At 66.7% G+C, this 21,348-nt stretch carries 16 protein-coding genes and 1 tRNA gene; 8 read left to right on the forward strand and 9 right to left on the reverse strand.

Annotation, left to right across the window (positions count from 1 at the left end):
* Positions 1-25: 25 nt before the first annotated feature.
* The 8 genes from BJQ95_RS11485 to BJQ95_RS11520 form a co-directional block, all read right to left on the reverse strand.
* The gene (locus BJQ95_RS11485) at positions 26-5,308 is read right to left on the reverse strand and encodes an Ig-like domain-containing protein (protein ID WP_256041362.1); all 5,283 of its coding nucleotides are present in this window, start codon (positions 5,306-5,308) and stop codon (positions 26-28) included.
* A gap of 172 nt (positions 5,309-5,480) precedes the next feature.
* Positions 5,481-6,257, reverse strand: a complete 777-nt coding sequence (locus tag BJQ95_RS11490; RefSeq protein WP_370688333.1) for a hypothetical protein — start codon at positions 6,255-6,257, stop codon at positions 5,481-5,483.
* A complete protein-coding gene (locus BJQ95_RS11495) occupies positions 6,241-7,893 on the reverse strand; it encodes a serine/threonine-protein kinase (RefSeq protein WP_256041363.1) in 1,653 nt (550 codons plus the stop codon). The genes BJQ95_RS11490 and BJQ95_RS11495 overlap by 17 nt, the downstream gene beginning before the upstream one ends.
* A complete protein-coding gene (locus BJQ95_RS11500) occupies positions 7,893-9,257 on the reverse strand; it encodes an FHA domain-containing protein (RefSeq protein ID WP_130179087.1) in 1,365 nt (454 codons plus the stop codon). Before BJQ95_RS11500 ends, BJQ95_RS11495 begins: the two co-directional genes overlap by 1 nt.
* A 14-nt stretch (positions 9,258-9,271) precedes the next feature.
* Positions 9,272-10,174 carry a PP2C family serine/threonine-protein phosphatase gene (locus tag BJQ95_RS11505; RefSeq protein WP_240694920.1) on the reverse strand — a complete coding sequence of 301 codons (903 nt, stop codon included), beginning with the start codon at positions 10,172-10,174 and terminating at the stop codon, positions 9,272-9,274.
* Positions 10,175-10,266: 92 nt separating this feature from the next.
* Positions 10,267-11,292 (reverse strand): TerC family protein, encoded by a 1,026-nt coding sequence (locus BJQ95_RS11510; RefSeq protein WP_130179086.1) that lies wholly within the window; start codon positions 11,290-11,292, stop codon positions 10,267-10,269.
* A 190-nt stretch (positions 11,293-11,482) separates the two neighbouring features.
* Positions 11,483-12,043: a DoxX family protein gene (locus BJQ95_RS11515; protein WP_205750240.1), complete on the reverse strand. Its 561-nt coding sequence runs from the start codon at positions 12,041-12,043 to the stop codon at positions 11,483-11,485.
* 154 nt (positions 12,044-12,197) lie between these two features.
* A tRNA-Glu gene (locus BJQ95_RS11520) sits at positions 12,198-12,270 on the reverse strand.
* A 179-nt stretch (positions 12,271-12,449) separates the two neighbouring features.
* Here BJQ95_RS11520 and BJQ95_RS11525 point away from each other — a divergent pair.
* Both BJQ95_RS11525 and BJQ95_RS11530 read left to right on the forward strand, forming a co-directional pair.
* Positions 12,450-13,088: an MBL fold metallo-hydrolase gene (locus BJQ95_RS11525; RefSeq protein WP_130179085.1), complete on the forward strand. Its 639-nt coding sequence runs from the start codon at positions 12,450-12,452 to the stop codon at positions 13,086-13,088.
* A gap of 59 nt (positions 13,089-13,147) precedes the next feature.
* Positions 13,148-13,525, forward strand: a complete 378-nt coding sequence (locus BJQ95_RS11530) for a YciI family protein (protein ID WP_130179084.1) — start codon at positions 13,148-13,150, stop codon at positions 13,523-13,525.
* A gap of 302 nt (positions 13,526-13,827) precedes the next feature.
* Here the strand turns inward: BJQ95_RS11530 and BJQ95_RS11535 are convergent, their stop codons facing one another.
* The gene (locus tag BJQ95_RS11535) at positions 13,828-14,475 is read right to left on the reverse strand and encodes a phosphoribosyltransferase (protein ID WP_205750239.1); all 648 of its coding nucleotides are present in this window, start codon (positions 14,473-14,475) and stop codon (positions 13,828-13,830) included.
* Positions 14,476-14,872: 397 nt separating this feature from the next.
* Between BJQ95_RS11535 and BJQ95_RS11540 the strand changes: the two genes are divergently transcribed.
* The 6 genes from BJQ95_RS11540 (at position 14,873) to BJQ95_RS11565 (ending at position 21,345) form a co-directional block, all read left to right on the forward strand.
* On the forward strand, positions 14,873-15,217 hold the full coding sequence (locus BJQ95_RS11540) for a hypothetical protein (protein WP_130179082.1): 345 nt from the start codon (positions 14,873-14,875) through the stop codon (positions 15,215-15,217).
* Between the two features lie 215 nt (positions 15,218-15,432).
* A complete protein-coding gene (locus BJQ95_RS11545; RefSeq protein WP_130179081.1) occupies positions 15,433-16,488 on the forward strand; it encodes an iron ABC transporter substrate-binding protein in 1,056 nt (351 codons plus the stop codon).
* A gap of 30 nt (positions 16,489-16,518) precedes the next feature.
* On the forward strand, positions 16,519-18,099 hold the full coding sequence (locus BJQ95_RS11550) for an iron ABC transporter permease (protein ID WP_130179080.1): 1,581 nt from the start codon (positions 16,519-16,521) through the stop codon (positions 18,097-18,099).
* Positions 18,096-19,154: an ABC transporter ATP-binding protein gene (locus BJQ95_RS11555; RefSeq protein ID WP_130179079.1), complete on the forward strand. Its 1,059-nt coding sequence runs from the start codon at positions 18,096-18,098 to the stop codon at positions 19,152-19,154. The genes BJQ95_RS11550 and BJQ95_RS11555 overlap by 4 nt, the downstream gene beginning before the upstream one ends.
* A 248-nt stretch (positions 19,155-19,402) precedes the next feature.
* Positions 19,403-20,338 carry a class A beta-lactamase gene (bla, locus tag BJQ95_RS11560; RefSeq protein ID WP_130179078.1) on the forward strand — a complete coding sequence of 312 codons (936 nt, stop codon included), beginning with the start codon at positions 19,403-19,405 and terminating at the stop codon, positions 20,336-20,338.
* Positions 20,339-20,625: 287 nt separating this feature from the next.
* On the forward strand, positions 20,626-21,345 hold the full coding sequence (locus tag BJQ95_RS11565) for a GPP34 family phosphoprotein (protein ID WP_240694919.1): 720 nt from the start codon (positions 20,626-20,628) through the stop codon (positions 21,343-21,345).
* The last annotated feature ends 3 nt before the right edge of the window (positions 21,346-21,348 follow it).

Here is a 21,348-nt window from a genome sequence, read left to right on the forward strand (position 1 = left end):
ACTCGGATGGGGAGGACTACCCGTTTCAGCAATCCCTGATGTTCTGCCAGTCCGGACGTGTCGTGTCCGCCGACGGTATAAACCAGCCGTTGTAACTGGCGTCTTCGATGAGGAAGTAGAAGTAGTGCACCCCGCGTCGCACCGAGTGACAGACGGCATCGACAACGGTGCCCGCCTGCAGGTAACCGCGGGGATTGTCCGTGCAGCCGTGCGAACTATTCAGGTTGTTGTTCTGGTACGACGCCGTGCTCTCAGGACAGGTTGTCCTGGTCACAGAGGCGGCATTGTTGCTCGGCGCCCAGGGCGGTGGCGGCGGCGGGGTGGTGGGCGTTGCGACGTTCGAGGTGGCCCAGTCGCCGCAACCGCGCGGGTTGCAGGCCTGCACCCGGTACTGGTATGGGGTGTTTGCGGTGCCGGTGGCCGAGGCGATCCTCGCGCCGTTGGTCGAACCGTTCGCGGCGCCGCCGGCGACCCACTCGTATGTGTAGCTGCTGACCCCGCGCCCGCCGGTGCTGCCCGGAGCGGCCCAGCTGAGACCGAGCGCGCCATTGCCGCTGGCCGACGCGGTGAGGTTGGCGCTGGCGGGTGCACCGGGAACGCCGTAGGGAGTGATGGTGCTGCTCCGCGCCGAGGCGTCCGAGGTGCCCTTGGCGTTCTGGGCCGTCACCTGGAACGCATAGCTCTGTCCGTTGGTGAGTTCGGTGATCTCGTAGGTGCCGGCGCTGGTCACGTTCCGGCTCCCGCCGCCGGTCCAGCTGATCGTGTAGCCGGTGATCTGGGAGTTGTTCGAGGACGGCGCCGAGAAGCTGATGGTGGCGCCGGCATCGCCCTCGGCCGCGGCGGGCGCATTGGGGGCGTCCGGGCGATCCCTGATGACCAGGGTGATGCGCCCCTGGGTGGCCCTGGCCTGATCCTTGGTGGCGTCGAGGATGCGGTACACCGCGGTGAGGGTGCCGGTGGCGCCGGGCCCGGTCGTGATGGTCACCCCGCTCGAGGAGTAGGAGACCGAGGCCTTGCCTCCGCTGACGTCCTGTTCGATCGACGCGGCCACGACCGTGAGCGGTTTGCCGTCTTGAGCGAACGGGTTGTAGTCGTTGTCGAGCACGGGCACCTGCACGACCGAGCTCGGGGTGGTTTCGATGCCGGCGCCGTTGGGTCCGGCGTCGTCAACGGCCTGCGGCGCTGCACGGGTCGACGACACGACGGTGACGTCCACGGCGCCGGGGACGGTGAACTCCTTGTAGGTGACCGAGAAGGTCAGCCGCACCTTGGTGCCCGGCTGGGTGCCCAGCGGTGACGACACCGTCAGCGTGCCTCCCGAGATCGACGCGGCCACATCCGCCGTGGCGCTGCCGAGGGAGCCGTAACTGAGCTGCTCGATGATGGCAGGGTTCGGATGTCCGCTGGAGGAACGCAAGTTCACCGCGGCCGCGGCTTCGCCGGCCTCGACGGTGACCTTGGGCGGGGTGAAGGTGGGGGCGACATCTTCGAAGTCAGGGTCGCCGACGGTGATCGGGATGGTCAGGGTGGCCTGCCTTCCCTTCGGGTCATCGGCGCCGGTACCGTCGGTGACGACGAACGTCACCGACGCCGGGCCCCGGTAGTCCCTCGCCGCGACGAAACTCAAGGAGGATCCGCCGGCCACCTTGGACCCGTCGCTGTTGGTGGCGGTGGCGCCCAGCAGCAGCGCCGGCCGGCCGGACGGGACCTCGACGATGTCGCCGAGGGTCCACGACTTGGACCCGTTCATTTTGACGACCTGCGGGCCGATGTCTTTCAGGAACGGCGGTGGGAACTGTTCCTCGTCCGGGGTGGGTTCGGTGGAGGGTTGGTTCTCGGGTTCGACGGCTTGGGGTTGCGGGGGCACGATGATGAACGCCGTGGCGCTGAGCTCGTCGAGCTCGTTGGTGAGCCGGTACGCGATGGCCTGGCGTTCCTCGGACGGTTTGACCCGCACGGTGCCGTCGGTCTGCAGCACACCGTTGTCGGCGTTGGGGCCCTCGAGGGTGATCACCAGGTCCTCGATCAGGCCGCTGGGGTTTTCGGCACCGTCCAGCACGGTCACGTCGATCGGCGTGCCGGCCAGGACCTCCTCGGGTTCGACGAAGTGGTCGATCGCCACGGGGTACTGCGCCTTGGCGTCTTCGGTCACCTTGACCTGCACAAACGCCGTGTCGGCGCCGCCATGCCCGTTGGTGATCTCGTAGCGCAGCGTGTACGTGCCCTCTTCGGCCGGAGCCTTCACGATGACCCGGCTACCGTCGACTATGGCCGTGATCCCCGGGTCCACCTCGGGCAGCTTCTTGGACAGCGTCAGCTTGTAACCGTTGGGATCGGAGTCGTTCAACACGACCGGGATCGAGCCGGCGCGGCCGGGCTTGATCTCGATGGCGTCGTCGACGGCGTTCGGGGCCAGCAGCTCGGCTGGTCGCGGAATCACGCCGATCCGAACCGTGCCCTCGGCGGTCGCGCCGAAGGTGTCCGCGACCTGGTAGGTGAACGAGTCGGTGCCGGCCGTGCCGGGGTAGGCCTCGTAGATGAAGAAGTCACTGCCCTGGTCGACGACGCGGCCCAGGGTGGGAGCCGATGTGACGGCGGTGAGGTAGACCGAGTCACCGTCAGGGTCGATGCCATCCAACGGCACCTGCACCTTGATGGTCGACTCCGCAAAGGTGCGCATGGTCAACGGCAGCGGGGTGGGCGCCTGGTTCTCGGCCGCGTTCACTCCGATCACGGTGAACCGCACGGTGGCGGTGGCGGTCTCCTGGAAGGCATCCGTGATCGTGTAGTCCACACTGTAGGCACCCGCCTCGGCGGGCGCCTGGAACCGCACCTGATTACCCGTGACAAAAGCGAGTCCACCGGCACTGGACGTGTCAGCGAGCTCGGGCAGCACGCTCATGGTGGCGGAGTCGGGGTGGTAGTCGTTGTCGAGCACCGGAACGCTGACGATGTCTCCGGCGCGCACACTCACGGAGTCGTCGACAGCGACCGGCGGCTGGTGCTTGATCAGCGGGGGCACCGGCACCACGGTGACGCCCGCGGTGGAGGTGCCCTCGCCGTCGCTGATCGTATAGGTGAACTGCACCTGCTGAGTCAGGGCAGCGGATGCGGTGACCCGCAGCACCGTGTTGGTGAGGATCTCCACCGTCACCAGATCGTCCGTCGTGCTGAGGTCCACCGACTGCACGGCCAGCACCCGGCCGCTCGGCGAGACGTCATTGTCGAGAACCGGGATCGTCACGGGTTCCGCGGCCCGGAGGTAGGCGGTGTCCTTGACAGCGATCGGAGGCAGAATCTGGGTGGGGCTTTCGACGATGTCGACGCGGATGAGGCCGACGCTGGAGGTGGCGCCGGCGCCGAGGCTGTAGGTGAAGACGTAGCTGCCGGCCTTGCCCGACGACACCGCGATCGTGCCCCGCTCGAGGTTCGCCACGGCGGTGAGGTCCTTGGGCACCTCGTTGACGCCGATCAACGCGAGCGGGGCGCCCGAGGGGGTGACGTCGTTCTTCAACGGTTCGATCAACGCCGTCTCGCCCACGAACACCGTCGTGAAGTCCGGCGTGCCCACCGGGTTCAAGGTGCCGGCGGCCTTGACGTCCACCGTCAACACACCCGTCGCGGTCAGGGTGCCGTCCGAGACGACGAACTGCACCTCTTTGACCCCCAGCTCGGCGGTCTTGGACTCGAACGTCACAAAACCCTCCGGGCCAAACCGCACCCCGTCGCCCGTGGTCGGCGACGCCGACACCAGGTAGATGTCGTCACCGTCGGGATCGATCCAGTCCGAGAGCACGTTGTAGCTCACGATCTGGCCCTGCTCCACACTGATCGCACCGACCCGGTTCGACACCGGCGCCAGATTCTGATCCACCGGGCGCATCGTCACATTCACCTGCGCCTCAGCCACCGCACCACGACCATCGGCCACCGTGTACCTGAACGACACCGTCCCCGCCACCGCCTCCGCCGGCGTGAACTGCAACGCCCGGCCACCATCGATGAAATCCAGACTGCCCTGCGACTCCGAAAAACCACTCACATTCGTCACCGTCAACACATCACCATCGGGGTCCGTGTCATTCTCCAACACCGGCAACACCGTGGTCTTACCCGGCCGCACCCCGTAATCATCATCACGAGCCAACGGCGCCCGGTTCACATTCGTACGCTCCGCCAGAGTGTCCTCAAAGGACTGCTGCGCGGCCTTCTCGGTGCCGTCCTCGGCTTCCTCCTCCTCCGGAGGAGTCACCTCTTCCCAGTTCTCCACCAGGCGCATATTCGAATCAACCAACCACACATTGCCGTTGGAGAGATTGTTCAACGCGATCACATCGCGGTTCACCCGGAACTCCAACACCGACCCCTGAGTGGGCTGCTGGATCGACTCGGTCAACACCGCAGAACCCTCACACGCAGCGATGTAACGTTGCGCGCCGGCCCAGGCCCCGTGCGCGCAGCCGTTCAGCCACACCGGCGAGGACATATCCGCCGGCTCCGTGACCGGGTTCTCCATCGACGCGTCAACGGTGACGACCGTGCCGCCGTCGAACGGAACCTGCAGCAGCGCAGCACCCGTGGCGACGAGCACGCTGTCGTTCTCGGCGCCGGACTGCTGCAGCTTGAGGGCTCCGGCCGGAATATCCAGTGACTCGCCGTCGAGGACGACGCGGTCGTTCTCCGGGTCGAGGAGCACGGCCTTCTCCCCCACCGCGGCGATCTGGAACTCGCCCAGCTTCAGCAGGTCGCTCGAGACGGGCTCGACCGCGTCTTCGGAGGCCGGGTCGTAGGTGAACAGGGTCTTCTCGGCCCGCGACGCGCCGAAGACAATCCCGCCCGGCGACACGGCGATGTGGCCGCCCTTGCCCAGCTCCAGAACCGGGTCAGTGGTCTGGGGGTCGAAGCTCAACTCCCCGGCGGCGTTGATCACCCACACCTCACCGGTAGGCGCCATCACGGCCAAGGAATCGCCGCCATAGACGACCTCGGACCCGGGCGCCACATCCACCCGTTCACCCAGCGTCGTGAACGCCGGATCGACCCGCTCAATCGAACCGACACTGCCGTCGATCAGGAAGACATCATCACCGTCCTGCAACACATCGAACGCACTCGAGGCGGCATTGACCGACCCGTTCAACTCCTCGATCTGCCGATTCAACCGGCCCGCCAACAACTGCTTACCGTTCGTCACCCACACATCGCGGGCCGCAAGGTCTACATCCGTCACTGGGAAGCCCTCGTGCAGCACGGCGAACGTCAACGGCACCCCGGCCAACACCGACAGGACCACGACGGAAGCGGACATCCGCCGGCCCCGCAACCACGAACTGAGGGTCCCCACCCGTTTTCCCCTCGCGTGTAGCAGTCGCCGTACGAAACAGCTCCAGCTGCAGGACCGTGCGCGTCATCCGCTACCGCGGGACGTTAGCACTGGCTCCTGATCGGCTCTTACGCTAACACGCGAAGGAGTGCCACCACTACGGGTACTCCTCACCCTTGCGGGACTCCTCGGCCGCCCGGTCCAGCAGCACAACATCGTCCACGCTGACCAGTCGAGTGGCCACGGCGTATTCGACCAGTCGGGCCCGCCGGTTGGTGGCCAGGTGGCCGGTGCCGCCGCGGAGCCCGGCGACACCGAGCTTGTCGAGCTTGCTGCACACGTTGTCGAGCTTGCGGTTGAAGGTGGTCATGCTCCACCCCACCCTGGCCGCGGCCTCGGCCGAGCTGGGGATGGCCCCGCGGCCGGGGACCGACTGGGTGAGGATGCGCTCGGATAGAGCCACGATCAACAGCCGCTGACTGGTGGTGAGGGTCACCGGAAGGATGGTGGTGCTGCCGCTTTCGTGCGATGCGGACAACGAGGTGTTGTAGAAATCGTCTTCAGCGTGGATCGTGAAGTCGTAGGTCGACGATCCGGCGCTGAACATCACGTGCATGGTCTGGAACACGATCGGCAGTTTCGCTCCGGGTGCCAGCCAGGCCTGCACGGACCCTGTCGTGTCCGACACGGTTGCTGAGAGCAGGTTGCCGACGTTGGCGATCCACCACATCCCGAAGTCCTCGTAGAGGCGCAGGAACGTGCGGTGCAGGTAGGGGTTATCGTCGATGGTGAGGTCGGATTCCCGCCCGATCGAGAATGCCGAGCCGGGCTCGACCGAGTACCACTCACCGCAGAACTCGATCCGCAGCGGTTTCACGGCGCCGGTCGCGGCGGCGCCGGTCTCGTCGGCGCCGGTCTCAACGGTTGCAGGCACGGTTGGCCTCCGAGACCTTGCCGTCGGCGCGTTGCAGGTAGATGTCCAGGCACACGGTCGTACCGGGGACGATTCCGTCCACGGTGATGTCCGCCGTCGTGCTGAGGGAGGGCTGTGCCGGGTTCTCAGCACGGGCCCACCGGTACACGTCGCCCTCCTGCGGGCTGGGGTTGCTCACGGTGAAGGTGACCTGGGTGCCGTCCACCGAGGTCGCCGTGCCGTCGAGCACCGGGGCCGGCACCCCGGCGGCGACGTTGGCGCCGCCCGGCTCCGCCGGTGCCGGGGATTTCGTGGGAGTCTGGGCCGAGCCGTCAACGCCCGTGAGCACCACGGCGGTGGCCACGGCGCCGACAAGCAGGGCACCGGCCACGATGGAGCCGATCAGCAACAACGGGCGTCGCCGCGGAGGGCTATCGACGAGGGCGGCCGGGTCGTCAACGGATGCCTGGACTGCGTCCGGCATGGGCGCGGCCGCCGGGCGCACGGCTCCGCGGGGACGCACAACGGTGCGCTCCCTGACTGGCTCGATGACTCGGGCGCCCCGCACCCGTGTGGCGTCGGCCGAGTTCGGTTTTTCCGGCGGGGCTTCGGTTGCCGGGCGAGCGGTCGCAGCCGCCGGTGCCTGGGCGCTGATCGACACCACCGACCTGGCCCGGGTCTCGTCGTCGCCGGCCGGCGCATCCGGTCTGACGTGCTGCACGCCCGCGACGGTGGGGATGTCGATGCCCGTGGGTGCGTAACCCAGCTCCAGCTCCACCCGTTGCAGGGCGCGGGCGAAGTCCACAGCCGTGGCGAATCTGTCGTCGCGGCGGGTGGCCATGGCCTTGGCCAGCACCGCCACGAGCGAGCGCGGCACGTCGTCGCGGCCGATGGGGGTGATGGCGCCGCGTTCGATGCGACCGATCAGGTCGAGGGTGCCGTTGGAACGTCCGTGGATCTCGAACGGTGTCTGGCCGGCCAGCAGGGTGTGGATGGTGGCGGCCAGCGAGAAGACATCGCTGCGGACGTCCGGCCGGGGGTCGTCCTCGAACATCTCCGGCGGCGACCAGGGCACGCTCATGCCCACCGACTGGCTCTCTCCGGTGCCGGTGGATTCCGGTACGGCCGGGCGGTGGCCGCCGGTGCTGGTTTGCACGGGCAGTTCCTCGTCAAGGCTCGACGAGATGCCGAAGTCGGTGAGGGCGGGCCAGCCGAAGTCGTTGGTGAGCACATTGGCCGGTTTGATGTCGCGGTGCAGGATGCCTGCGGAATGGGCGGTGGCGATCGCGCCCGCCAGGCGGACCCCGGTGCGCAGGGCGTCTTCGACGCCGAACTTCTCCCGCTTGTATCGCTCGGCCAGGCTCGGGCCCGAGCAATGCTCCATCACGAAGTACGGTCGTCCGTCGCCGGCGACGTCGGCGTGGTAGATCGTGACGATGTACGGGTGGGTCGACAGTTGCGCCATCAGGTTCGCTTCGTCGACGAACTGCGCCTGGGTCGAGGGGTTCAGCTGCTCGGTGAGCAGCACCTTCACCGCGACCCGGCGCCGAGGAAGCCGCTGCTGGTAGAGGAATACGTCGGAGAACCCGCCGGAGCCGAGAATGGAGACGAATTCGTAGCCGGGCAGTTCGGGGGCGACGGAGGGCGGGCGGCGCATCACTCTTGCCCGACCGTGATGGTGATGCCGCTGCCGAGGTCGATGACAGTGCCGACGATGACCGCCGTTGGCTCACCCTGGCGCAGCTTCTGGGCGGGTTTGCCGGGCAGGGACACGAGAGTGCCGTTGCGCGAGTGCAGATCGGTGACCACCACGGTGTCCCCCTCGACGGTAAAGTGCACGTGGTTGCGCGAGACGTCTTGATCGGCACCGCCCAGACTCACCAGGCGGGGCACGAGGTCGCCGGACATTTTGCTGACGCTCGGTGCCCGGCCGACCCGGATGGGCTGGTTGAGCGGTTCCCGCACACCGCTGGGCAGCAGCAGGTACAGCCGCGGTACGGCGACGGGTGTTGGCGCGTCTGAGGCAGACCCGGAGTTGTTGCGGCGGCGTGAATCCCGCAGCTTCTGGATGTCGCCGCTCATCACGGTGTGGCCGTCGTGGTCGCCGGGGACGTCGGCGATGCCGACCGAGTCCGGGGCGCTGACGCTCTCGTTGTCGTCCTCGGCGTCGGGCCGAACGGCCGCCTGTTCGACGCCGCGCATCACGGTCGCTCCGAACAGGTGGTCGTAGCCGCCGGCGAGGTCGGCATTGTTCTCGACGGCCGGGTCGGCGGTGGTGATGTCTGAGATGGTCTGCTCGATAAAGGGCTGCCCGGCAATGGTTTGCTCGCTGACGGGTTCGGCGATCGTGCGTTGCGGAACCGGCAGCGGCGCCGGGGCGGTCGCCGGGGCGGTCGCCGGGGCGACGGGCGGGGCGACGGGCGGCACGATGTGCAGCGGAGGAGCGACAGGCGAGGGCGGCCCCGCCCGGACGGGCTCCACCGCACGGGCGCTGTCGACCACCACGTGCAGGCGGCGGGTGCGCACCATGCCCGCTTCCAGGGGAAGGCCCGTTCCCAGCGGCAGGGCGGCATGATCGTTTGCATCGGTCAGGTCAGCGTCCGGCTTCTCGGTGCCCGGCGCCGCGGTCACCGGCGCGGCGGTGATGTCCACCCCGGTGACATGCATCACGGAGCGTTCCACCCAGGTGGAGATGCCCAGGCCGCCGATCGAGACGTCCCCGTCGGCGGTGGCCAAAACCACGACGACGTCCCCGCGCACGAAAACCCGCATGGTCGCCGGAGCCGCTGTGTCCCAGGACAGGAGTGCAAAGGGCGGGGTCTTGGACAGTCCCCCCGCGGTGAGCTCGTCGAGTACGGCGCGTGCAGCCTGCTCGGCGGGGCCCGGGCCGATCAGGCTCTCCCAGACTCTGGCCGTGGCAGCGGGGCCGGCGGCAGGGAACAGCACCAGACGGTCCGCCATGGCGCCCGCCAGCCATCCGCCCCGGATGTCGTCGTCGTACGAAAGCACAGATCCCCCCATTGCCTTGATCCTACCTAAGGATTCGTGTTGCGCGGCCGAGTGTCTTCGAGGTGCTCGTGTATCCCCGCCGGCCGTTCGCGGGTCACATCGGTGTCATGGCCGGGGTCACCCCAGGTCGACTCGACGATGACGACGGTGACGTTGTCCCGGCCGCCCTTGGCCAGGGCGGCGGCGACGAGCACGTCGGCCAACGAGCCCAGGTCCTCCGGCACGGTATGCGAGGCCAGCAGCTCGGCGATCTCGACCACCGACAGCTCCTTGGTGAGGCCGTCGGAGCAGATCAGGAAGGAATGCCGTCCCGTAGCGGGCAGCAGCCAGACATCCGCGTCGACGAATTCGTCGGCACCGATGGCGCGGGTGATGACGTTGCGGTCCGGGTGCTTCTCGGCATCCGTCGCCTTGATCAAGCCGGCATCCACCATCTCCTGCACAGCAGAATGGTCGACGCTGAGCTGTTCGAGGGTGCGGCCGTCCCAGGTGTAGATGCGCGAGTCACCGATGTTGAAGGCCATCCAGTGGAAGCCGACGTCGTCGCCGGCGTCAACGAACGCGACACCGGCCAGCGTGGTGCCGGAGACGGCCGTGCCGAAGTCGTCGGCGGAGCTGAGATCCCGCACGGCGTCGTTGGACGAGTGGATCGCGTCGAGGATCCGCTCGGGGGTCGACGGCACGTCTTGTTCGATGTGGTCGTTGAAGACTCGGATGACGGTCTGGCTGGCGGCATCACCGTGGGCGTGGCCGCCCATGCCATCGGCGACGAAAAACACCGGCGACTGCGCCAGGTAGCTGTCCTCGTTGATCTTGCGCACCCGTCCGACGTCGCTGCCGGCACTGAAACTGAAACGCACGCTCGAGTTGCCGAGCGTGATCGCACTCTCACCTTTCACCGCCATGTGCACCCCGAAAGTCCCGTCCATGCTCCGACTCGAAGCGCTCCCGCCCCGTTCGGGGGAAGTGGAGCTACCACCGTACCAATACCCCGGGCTCGTTCAGACGCAGTCTGACCGGGTCATTCACCGGTCGTGGGCACGGGCTCAGCAACGGCGGCATTCCGCTCGCGGCGGGCATCTCGCCGGGTCTTGATCAGGCTGGCGATGGTCGCGACGGCCATCGACAGGATGATCACGGCCAGGGACGTCCAGGTGTCGATCTCCGGCGCCCAACTGAAGCCCTCGCCGCCGTTGAGGAACGGCACTTCGTTGTTATGCAGGGCGTGGAAGACCAGCTTGACGCCGATGAAGAAGAGGATGAACGCGATTCCATACTTGAGGTATTCCAGGCGTTCGAGCAGCCCGCCGAGCAGGAAGTACAGCTGGCGCAGGCCCATCAGGGCGAACACATTGGCGGTGAACACGATGAACGGGCTCTGGGTGATACCGAAGATGGCCGGGATCGAATCCAGAGCGAAAATCAGGTCGGTGGTGCCGATGGCGATCAGCACGATCAGCATGGGTGTGAAGAGGCGACGACCGTCGATGGTGGTGCGGATCTTCGCGCCGTCGAAGCTGGGCGAAATGCGGATGTGCCGACGCAGGTAGCGCACCAGAGAGTTCTCCGCGTCGTCCTCGCCGCCTTCCTTGGCGAAGGCCTGGTGGACGGCCGTGTAGAGCAGGAAGGCTCCGAAGATGTAGAAGATCCAGCTGAAGTTCTCGATCAGCTGGGCGCCGAGCAGGATGAAGACGCCGCGCAGCACGAGGGCGATGATGATGCCTATCATCAGCACTTCCTGCTGGTACTTTCGAGGCACCGAGAACCTCGCCATGATGATCACGAAGACGAAGAGGTTGTCGATCGACAGGCTGTACTCGGTGAGCCAGCCGGCCAGGAACTGCCCGGCGTGTTCGCCGCCGCCGAAGATCAGCATCAAAAGGGCGAACACCAGCGCCAGGCCCACGTAGAAGACAACCCAGAGGGTCGCCTCGCGGATAGAGGGGACGTGCGGGCGTTTGTAGACGATCAGGAGGTCGGCGACGAGCACCAGGGTCAGAACGACCAGCGAGATCACTTCGAAGGCGATCGGCAGCTCAAGATTCACGAAAAAGGGGCCTTTCGAACGTGCGGCGAATGCTGGGCGTTGACACCCGCGGCAGAGGGCCAGGCGGGGGCCCAGAGGGATGATCCCCTACGCCCTTCAATGTTACCCCTCGCGTGCTTCCCGGTTCCGCCGGGGTGCAGACAAAACCGGCCACCCCGAAGGGCGGCCGGCTGGGTCGTACTGGCGCTGCCTAGATCAGCCAGGTGTACTTCTGCACGATCGGCAGAGCCTTCCAGGTCTTGCCGAAGCCCCAGGTGTCACCGGCCGCGAAGACGGCGATGACGATCAGCGCGAGCGCGTAGATGATGTGGTAGTCCACGAGCGGGTTGTTCGAGGCCGCGCCGGCGGCGAACGGCCACTCGGCCAGGTACATGAAGACCATGATGAGGCTGCCGGCGACGGCGCTGATGCGCAGGCCAACACCGAGCATCACAGCAAGTCCCACGGCGATCATGCCGAGCATGAAGAGGAAGTCGACCAGCGGGCTGGCGATCCCCACGAAGAACGGCTGCAGCGGACCGGTGACGCCGGGGCTGTTCAGGAAGCCCTGCGCCGGGGTGCCGCCGTTGAGCCAAGCGCGCTCGGCGGGAGTGGAGAAGCCCAGGCCGAAGGTCTTGTCGAGGAAGGCCCACAGGAAGATGAATCCAGTGGCCAGGCGCAGCACCGCAAGGGTGCGACGCTGGAGCAGGGTGGTGCCGGTCGTCGCGGCGGGGGCGGTGACCGCTGCCCCGCGGGTGGTGGTGCTGGCCATGGGATGGTTTCCTCTGTGTCGAATTCGAAGCCCCGAGTCGTCTGATACTGGACTGTGAATTCCAGACTCCCAGCCCGTTTTCAGCAACGATAGGGTCGAAGGTCCCAAAAGAAAAAGCCCGACCTCCCTCGTGAAGAAGGAGAACGGGCGTTTGTGACCCCAACCGGATTCGAACCGGTGTTACCGCCGTGAGAGGGCGGTGTCCTAGGCCGCTAAACGATGGGGCCGTTTTTGCAACTTCACGAGTATGCCACAGGCTTGATACCGAGTTCAAATCGAGTGCGTCGTCCGCGCGTCGCGCGGGGCATCCTCTGCACCTGCCGGGATGCCTGGGCCGACTGCGGGTGCTCACAGGATGCGCGTGTCGCGCGTTGCCCGTGCTCTGATTTGGGTATTAGCTCGAGACATGAAGTTGACCAAACTGGAACACGCCGCACTCGTGATCGAAGCCGCGGGGCAGAAGCTTTTCATCGATCCCGGATCGTTCACCACCGCTTTGACCGAGACGGCGAATGCGGCCGCTATCGTGATCACCCATGAGCACCCCGACCATTGGACGCCCGAGCAGCTGAACCGCGTGATCGCCTTGAACCCCGGCGTACCCGTCTACGGGCCGGCCGGGGTGGCTGCGGCGGCGGGCGACATCGCCGTGACCGTGGTCACCGAGGGTGACACCGTGAGCGCCGGGCCGTTCACGCTGCGGTTCTTCGGCGAGAAGCATGCGGTGATCCACTCGTCGATCCCGGTGATCGACAACGTGGGCGTGCTCGTGAACGATGAGCTGTTCTACCCGGGTGACGCGTTCACCATTCCCGAGGGTGTCGACGTGAAGACCCTGGCCGTGCCGGCGGGCGCGCCGTGGCTGAAGATCAGCGAGGTCATCGACTATGTGCTCGCGGTCAAACCCCTGCGCAGCTTCCCCACCCACGAGATGGGACTGTCGCGCAGCGGCAAGGACCTCGCAAACTCTCGCATCAAGGCCGCCACCGAGCAGAACGGCGGCACCTTCTTCCCGCTCGAACCACACGAGTCGCTCGACGTGTAACCGCGCCATCCGCCGCATCGCCGCCTGCACCACGCACAGCTTGAATCAAAGGAGATCTCATGCGCTTCTCGTTGCTCATCATCAAGGCCGAGACCGGGGAGGGCGACATCTCTGAGGAGGAGCTGCCGCCGTTCCGGGAGCTGTTCGATGCCTACGCGGCCTCGCTGCAGGAGTCGGGTGCGCTGATTGCGGCGGACATCTTCCGGCCCGCCGCGGAGTCCACCACGGTGACGCTCCGCGGCGGCAGCCGGGAGGTGCGTGTCGGCCCGTTCATCGACGCCGTCGAATCGCTCTCCGGCTGCTTTGTGATCGACGTGCCCGACCGCGCCGCGGCACTTGACTGGGCCCAAAAATGCCCGGCGGCGCTCTACGGCGTTGTCGAGGTGCGCCCGGCGGCGCTGGCCTTCTACGACGGACGTTGGCGCGGCGAGAGTTGAGCTCACACGGTGTCTGAGTCCTTGCCTGGGTGTGGACTCTCTGTTCGGTCGGCCGCCTCGGCGAGCCGCCGTGGCCGTGGAGCCGGTGGCTACCCCGTCGTCCACGATCAGAGCGGTACGTCCCGCCAGGTTCAACCGATTGTGAGGATAACGGCCGCTAACGAGGATGCTTTTTCCAATCCCGTCCTTCTAATCTCACTTTTTCCTTACAGCGAGGCGCTGCTCCGTCGCACCACGCTATCGACGGGAATCTCGACCTCGACATCCGCGTCGTTGGCGGGGTCGGCTGCGGTGTCGGCGTCCTAGCCGGAGACCCGGCGGGCCGCCTCGTCGAGCAGTCGGGCGACCTCGTCGTCGGTGGTGGCCGAAAAGTCTGTATAGAACTGTCCCACCGCCCAGAACGTTTCCGGGGCCGCCAGGTACACCATGTCGTCGGCGCCGGCCATCTTGGCCAGAGTCTCGGCCGCGATCACCGGCACGGCGAGAATCACCCTCTCGGCGCCGAACCGCCGGGCCACGTCGCCGGCTACCCGCGCGGTCGCCCCGGTGGCCACACCGTCGTCGACGATCACGACGGTGCGCCCGTCGAATGGCAGCCGGCTGCGCCCCGGCCGCAACCGTTCGACCCGGGCCTCAAGAATCTCGCGTTCGCGAGCTTCGACGGCGCTCACCTCGGCATCGGTCACCCCCGTCAACGCCACCACCGATTCGTCGACAAGCTCCTCGCCGCCCTCGCCGATGGCCCCCATCGCGAACTCGGGTTGGAACGGCACACCGAGCTTCCGCACCACGATGACGTCGAGCGGTGCGCCGAGCGCCGCGGCGACCTCGAACGCCACCGGCACTCCTCCGCGCGGAACACCGAGCACAACGACGTCTCGCTCGCGCAGGTAGAGGAGTTGCCGGGCCAGCTGGCGGCCGGCGTCGACACGATCGGTGAAGAGCACCACCGGGCCATCATCGACCCGTTGGCCGCCGGGCGCTAGACGCGAGCCGCCCCGGCCGGGTTGTCGGGGTGCGAACCGCGCCACTTTATAAGGAAATAGCGACATTTCAAGGACCAAATCGCGCACAGGATCCTAGCTTGCGGCCTATTTCCTTTTAATCTTCCTTGGCCCGGCCTGTGGCGGCGCACCAACCAGCCGCCCCGGCCGGAACTGACCCGCAAGCGAGTCCGGAGGGGCCGTTTTCGGGCACTGATTCGGGGAGGTCCCCTTTTGCGCCGACAGCGGTCAACACCTCACCCTGATACCGTGACGCATAGGCAGTCGGTCCGTCCGGGGCATCCGCGTCAGGTTGCCCTCACTCGGCGGGCTCGCGCCGACAAGGCAGGGAAGCGGTTAGTCCATGAAGAGAATTTCGTATTGCGGAGATTCGTTCCTGACCACTGATGGGGCCGCGGATGCACTCTTGGCGTTGGTCGTCGCGTTGCCGGACGGGCACGATTCCGAGTTGCTCGAACTGCCGGCGGTCAACAGCGACGGGGACGAGATGGTCGTCCAGGTTGTGGTCGGACCCGGCAGTGAGCTGCTCAGTGTCCCGGAAGAGTCCACGGCGGGCGAACCGGATACGCTCGAAACCGTCGCTTACCTGCAGGGTCGCATGCAGACGATCACGCTCCCGCACGATCTCAGCTACCTAGAGGCGTCATCCTTCGCGGAGTATGAATGGGACTCCCTGTGCGTGCTTTAGGCCGGATGGAACGTGCTCGCGAAGCCGTCAAGAAGGTCACCACGACCGCGTAACCCGACGACAACACCGGGCACGACATTTCCCTAAAGAGAAGTCCCTCGTCAAGGGCTTGAGGGTGCGTCCGCTGCGCCCAGAATACGATGACTCACGGCACAACGCGGTTACTTAGGGTAGGCTTTCCTATTGTTCGCCTTCACCTCGTCACCAAGGGACCCATGAGAACTCTGCCCTCCACTATCGTCGTCACTGCCGCAGCGGCCTCAGTCGTCCTTGCCCTCTCGGGGTGCGCCGGTTCTGCCGGAACGACGTCCTCGTCGCCGGCGCCGACCGATTCACTGGCCGGCTCAAACCTGACCGTCTACAACGCTCAACACGAGGAGCTGACCCAGGAATGGGCTGACGAATTCAGTGCGGAGAGCGGCGTGACGCTCACTCTTCGGAACGGGTCGGACGCCGAACTGGGCAACCAGATCATCGCGGAGGGCTCAGCCTCCCCGGCCGACGTGTTCCTCACCGAAAACTCCCCGGCAATGTCGCTCGTTGACAACGCGGGCCTGTTGGCCGATCTGGACAGCGACGTTCTCGACCAGGTGCCGGATGCCTACAAACCGTCCACCGGAACATGGACCGGCATCGCCGCCCGCTCGACCGTGGTGGTGTACAACCCCGCTTTGATCAGTGAGGCGGAGTTGCCGGCATCGCTGGAGGATCTCGCGGACCCGGCCTGGAAGGGCCGTTGGGCTGCGTCGCCGAGCGGCGCGGACTTCCAGGCCATCGTGTCGGCCATGCTCGAGCTGAAGGGTGCCGACGCCACGTCGGAGTGGCTCACGGCCATGAAGGCCAACTCCGTCGATTACAAGGGCAACAGCACGGTCATGAAGGCGGTCAACGCCGGCGAGATCCCGATGGGCGTGGTTTACCACTACTACTGGTACATCGACCAGGCCGGAACGAAAGAGAACAGCGCGAACACGGAGCTGCGCTACCTGAAGAACCAAGACCCGGGAGCGTTTGTCAGCGTGTCCGGCGGCGGTGTGCTCGCGTCGAGCAAGAACCAGGCGGCCGCCCAGGCCTTCGTCAAGTTCATCACGAGCAAGACCGGGCAGGACATCCTCCAGACTGGAACCAGTTTCGAGTACCCGGTCGGCAGCGAGGTGACACCGAATCCGGCGTTGCCCGCGCTCGACACATTGGATGCTCCGGTCGTGGACCCGGCCACCCTGAACAGCACCAAGGTCACCGACCTGATGACCGAGGCCGGGATCCTCTGACCCTGATCGGTAACCTGATCCCGCGAGAGGATGGAAAACGTGACTACGTCGACGGCCCCGCAGGGGCAGCGGCGGCGGATCGCGAGCCCCGGCTCCAGGCCCTGCGCCCTGCTGCTCGCACTCGTATGCGTAATCGCCGTCGCAGTGCTCGTTCCCGTTGGCTTTGTCGCATCCGTCGTCGCTCAGGTGGGTTGGCCCACCCTGGCGCCGTTGATCTTCCGGCCCAAGGTGGGCGAACTTCTCGTCAACTCGGTTCTCCTGGTGGTGATCGGAGTTCCCCTCTGCGTGACCATCGGCGTCGGCGGGGCATGGCTGGTGGAACGCACGGTCCTGCCGGGACGACGACTGTGGGCGGTTCTGCTCGCCGCTCCCCTGGCCGTGCCGGCCTTCGTCAGCAGTTACGGCTGGGTCAGCGCCGTGCCGTCTCTCGGGGGGCTGGGCGGGGGCTTGCTGGTGGCCACACTGGCGTATTTCCCCCTCGTCTACCTGCCGGCTGCCGCGACCATCCGCCGTCTCGACCCGTCTCTGGAAGAAACGGCGCGCAGCCTGGGATACGGCTCCTGGGGTGTGTTCTTCACCGTGGTGCTGCCGCAACTCCGTTTGGCGATCTGGGGCGGCGGGCTCGTCGTGGCCCTGCACCTTCTGTCGGAGTATGGTGCGTTTGCCCTGATCCGGTTCGACACCTTCACCACCGCGATCGTGGTTCAGTATCAGTCGACGTTCGCCGGGCCGGCGGCCAGCGCGCTCGGCGTCGTGCTGGCCATGATCTGCCTGGTGCTTCTGGTTCTCGAAGCGTCCACCCGGGGTCACGCCCGTTACGCCAAGATCGGCTCGGGAAGCGGCCGGCCGGGCATGCGCCTACCCCTCGGCCTATCTGCGCCCCTCGCCGTGGCGGCCCTCGGCGCACTGGTCATGCTGTCGTTGGGCGTTCCACTGGCCAGCCTCTGGCGGTGGCTGATCGCCGGAGGAGCCGCCGCCTGGGTCCAGCCTGAGCTGGGCACCGCCGTCGTGCAGACGATGCTCCTCGCCGGAGGCGGCGCAGCGGCGGCAATCGCCGTGGCGATGCCGGTGGCCTGGCTCGCGGTGCGCCAGCCCGGACGCATCGCCCGCACCCTCGAGGGCGCCACCTACGTGTCCAGCAGCTTGCCGGCCATCATCGTGGCGCTGGCCCTGGTCACGGTGACCCTGCGGACGGTGCCGGCGCTGTATCAGACAACGTGGACGGTCGTCTTCGCGTATGTGATCATCTTCATGCCTCGAGCACTGGTCAGCCTCAGGTCCGGGCTCGCGCAGGCGCCGATCGCTCTCGAAGAGGCCGCGAGGGCGCTGGGGCGCTCGCCGATGGTCGCCCGCATCCACGTCACCCTTCCGCTCATCCTGCCGGCTATCGGCGCCGGCGCGGCTCTCGTCGGACTCGGCGCGGCAAACGAACTCACCGCCACCCTCCTCCTGGCGCCCAACGGCACGAGAACGCTGGCGACGCAATTCTGGTCGGCCAGCTCCGCCGTGGCCTATGCGAACGCCGCACCGTACGCGGTCCTGCTCATCCTCCTCGCCGCGCCAGCCGTAGCGATTCTCTTCACCCAGTCCAGAAAGCGGGAGCGCGGATGACGTCCCTCACCATCGAACAGGTCTCCAAGAGCCTCGGCGGATCACCCGTTCTGCGCGCCGTGTCACTGTCGTTGGAGGCCGGCAGCCGGCTGGCCGTGGTGGGCGCATCGGGAAGCGGCAAGAGCACCCTGCTGCGACTGATCGCCGGCTTCGACCGGCCTGACAGCGGAAGCGTGCTCATCGACGATTCCCTCGTCTCCGATGACACCGTGTTCGTGCCGGCGCATCTCCGCGGCATCGGCTACGTCGCCCAGGATGGCGCTCTCTTCCCGCACCTCACCGTGGCGCAGAACATCCGTTTCGGCCTTCGAGGCCCTCAACGCCGGGGCCACGAGGCGGATGCCGCGGCCGAGCTCGTCGGACTCGATGTGCGCCTGCTGAAGCGCTACCCCCATGAGCTCTCCGGAGGCCAGCAACAGCGGGTGGCGCTGGCCCGCGCACTGGCTCCGGGACCGCGGATCCTACTGCTGGACGAACCGTTCAGCGCCCTGGACTCCGGATTGCGCAACCAGACCCGGCATGCCGTCGTGGAGGCGGTCGAACTCACCGGCACCACGACGGTGCTCGTCACCCACGACCAGGCCGAGGCGCTCTCGTTCGGTCAGCAGATCGCCGTGATCTCCGGCGGCCGGATCGATCAGGCGGGCTCGCCCATCCAGGTGTTCCAGAATCCGTCCAGTCCCCAAACCGCGGACTTTCTCGGCGACGCCATCTTCGTGCCGTGTCAGGTGCAGGGGGCGATTGCCGAGAGTGCGCTGGGGCGGCTGAATGTCGCCTACGACCACCGCGCCGGCGGAGGCGAGGCCCGCGCCCTGCTGCGGCCGACACAACTGAGCCTGGATTTGAACCCTGACCGCACCAACGCGGTGATCGTGCGCTCGTCGTTCAGCGGTTCGACCGTGCGACTTGACCTTCGGCTGACCGATCCGGGCGCAACCACCGACTCCGTGCTCACCTTCGATCTCATGACAGCCCATCCGGACGGGTATTCGGTCGGCACTGCCGTTGCCCTCTCCGCGGCCGGAGCCGTGGGCGTCTACTCGCCCGCTCGCTGAGGTCGGTACCCGGCTATCCTCTGTGACACTCCCAGCGCTGACGCCTGACCTGCCGCCGTCAGCTCGGCTGATGCGTCTAATCGCTGCCGCAATGACCAAAGGGACCAGCAGGGCGATCGCCATCCGTCTGGCTGGCTCTATGGCCCGCACTCGCGCTGGTGATCATCGGCGCCTAACCGCGGGCAGATCTATGGATCACAGCGTCTTCGATTTGACCCTGTCCCTAGGACATGGGTTTGGATGGGCTAATGATCTCTCCGATTCCCCGATACCTGCGAGCACAGTTCGCGATCGTCGCTCTTTCCGGGCTGGTGCTCACCGGATGCGCATCGACCTCCCCGTCAACGGACGCGAGCTCGGTGCCGCCGGGCGCGCCCCCGGCACAGCCCGTCGACGGCGCCGCGGAATTCACCTCACTCGAGGCGACGTACGACGCACGCCTGGGTGTTTATGCATTGGATACCGGAACGGGCAGTGAGGTCTCCTGGAGAGACGATGAACGATTTGCGTACGCGTCCACTATCAAGGCGATGGCCGCTGCTGCTCTCCTCGACACGGTGGGGCTGGCCGGATTGGCGACCCCGGTGCCGATCGAAGAGTCGGACATCGTGCCGTACTCCCCGGTCACCGAGCCCCGGGTCGGCGGCTCGATGACACTGGGCGAGATCGCTCACGCCGCGATGACCGTCAGCGACAACACCGCGGCGAACCTCATGTTCGAGGCACTTGATGGACCCGCCGCCCTCGACGCGGACTTGAGCGGCCTCGGCGACGACACAACCGTCGTGTCCCGCACCGAACCTGACCTGAACGAGGCAGTACCCGGGGACGATCGGGACACGACCACGCCGAGAGCGTTCGCCACGAACCTCAACGCATACCTGTTCGGAGAGCAACTGAGCGGCGAGGAGAAAGCACAGCTGGAGACGTGGCTGACAGGTACTCAGACGGGCGACACGCTGGTTCGCGCCGACCTTCCCGCAGACTGGGTAGTTGGTGACAAATCCGGTTCGGGCGGCTACGGCACCCGCAATGATCTTGCCCTCATCCGCCCGCCCGGTCGGGCACCCATCATCATCTCGGTCATGTCCAGCAAAGCCGAGCCGGATGCCGAGTCCGACGACAAACTCATAGCTGAAGCCGCTGCTGCCGCGATGGTCGCCCTCGATGCCGTGAATGACTGAACGATAGGCGCAAACGGACGACTGGGGGCGCTGAATGTGCTCCGAGAGGAGCTACGCTCGGCGCCGGACTGTGGTCCGGGCAACAGCTCTTCGCCCGTCGGCACACCCGTCAGCATCTGTTCGGTAGGTTGTCGCGCACCGCGAACGCGTCGAGGCCGGGGACTTGCGACCGGGCTTGACTGTGTCCCTAGGACATGGTCTTGACTGTGTTCACTACCGAAAGTGGAGGGCACAATGCTTGGGACGAGAACTTTGCATGCGCACAGCGCCATCGACGGAAGGATGAAGTGAGCGACGACGACGCCCATGTCCAGCCGGATGGCACGGCTGCCAACGTATCCGGCGAGGCGACCCTCCCCGAGGCCCTCATGCTACTTCTGTTCGACCCCCGGAACGGAACCATCGCCGGTGAGGGGCTGCCCCTGATGTATACCCTCGGCGGAGCGGTGCTCACCGAACTCGCTCTCCGAAAGCACATTGAACTCGACGGTAAGCGCAGCGTGCGCGCTGTCGGGGACGCTCCCGCGGATCCCCTCCTGGGAGGAGCCTGGGACCGCATACCGACTACTGCGAGAGGCATGAGATCGCTCGTGATCGACATCGGCACCCGGTCGCGGGAGCCCACGTTGAACCGGCTCGTGGACCGGGGGGAAATCCGCCGGGTTCCGCGCCGTTTTCTCGGGCTCTTTCCGACTCATGCGCTTGAGGGCGGCGACACCGATACACGGGAAGGCCTGCTCGGTCCCGTTCGGGCGGCGCTGGTCGACGGCGCCGCGACTGATGGCCGCACAGCTGCGCTCATCGCGCTACTCTCGGCGAGCAATAGCCTCCCCGCGATGCACGCCGACATTCCGTGGTCGGGTAGCATCTACACCCGGGGCAAGGAGTTCGAACGCGGCGAGTGGGGCGCCAAGGCCGCTTCGGACATCATCGTTGCCTCCCTCGTCGCGCAGGTCGTGTCCACAGCGTTCGCGACGACCGTGGCCACGCTGGCGCGTCCGGACTGAGCG

This window comes from Cryobacterium sp. SO1 (genome assembly GCF_004210215.2).
GTDB lineage: Bacteria > Actinomycetota > Actinomycetes > Actinomycetales > Microbacteriaceae > Cryobacterium.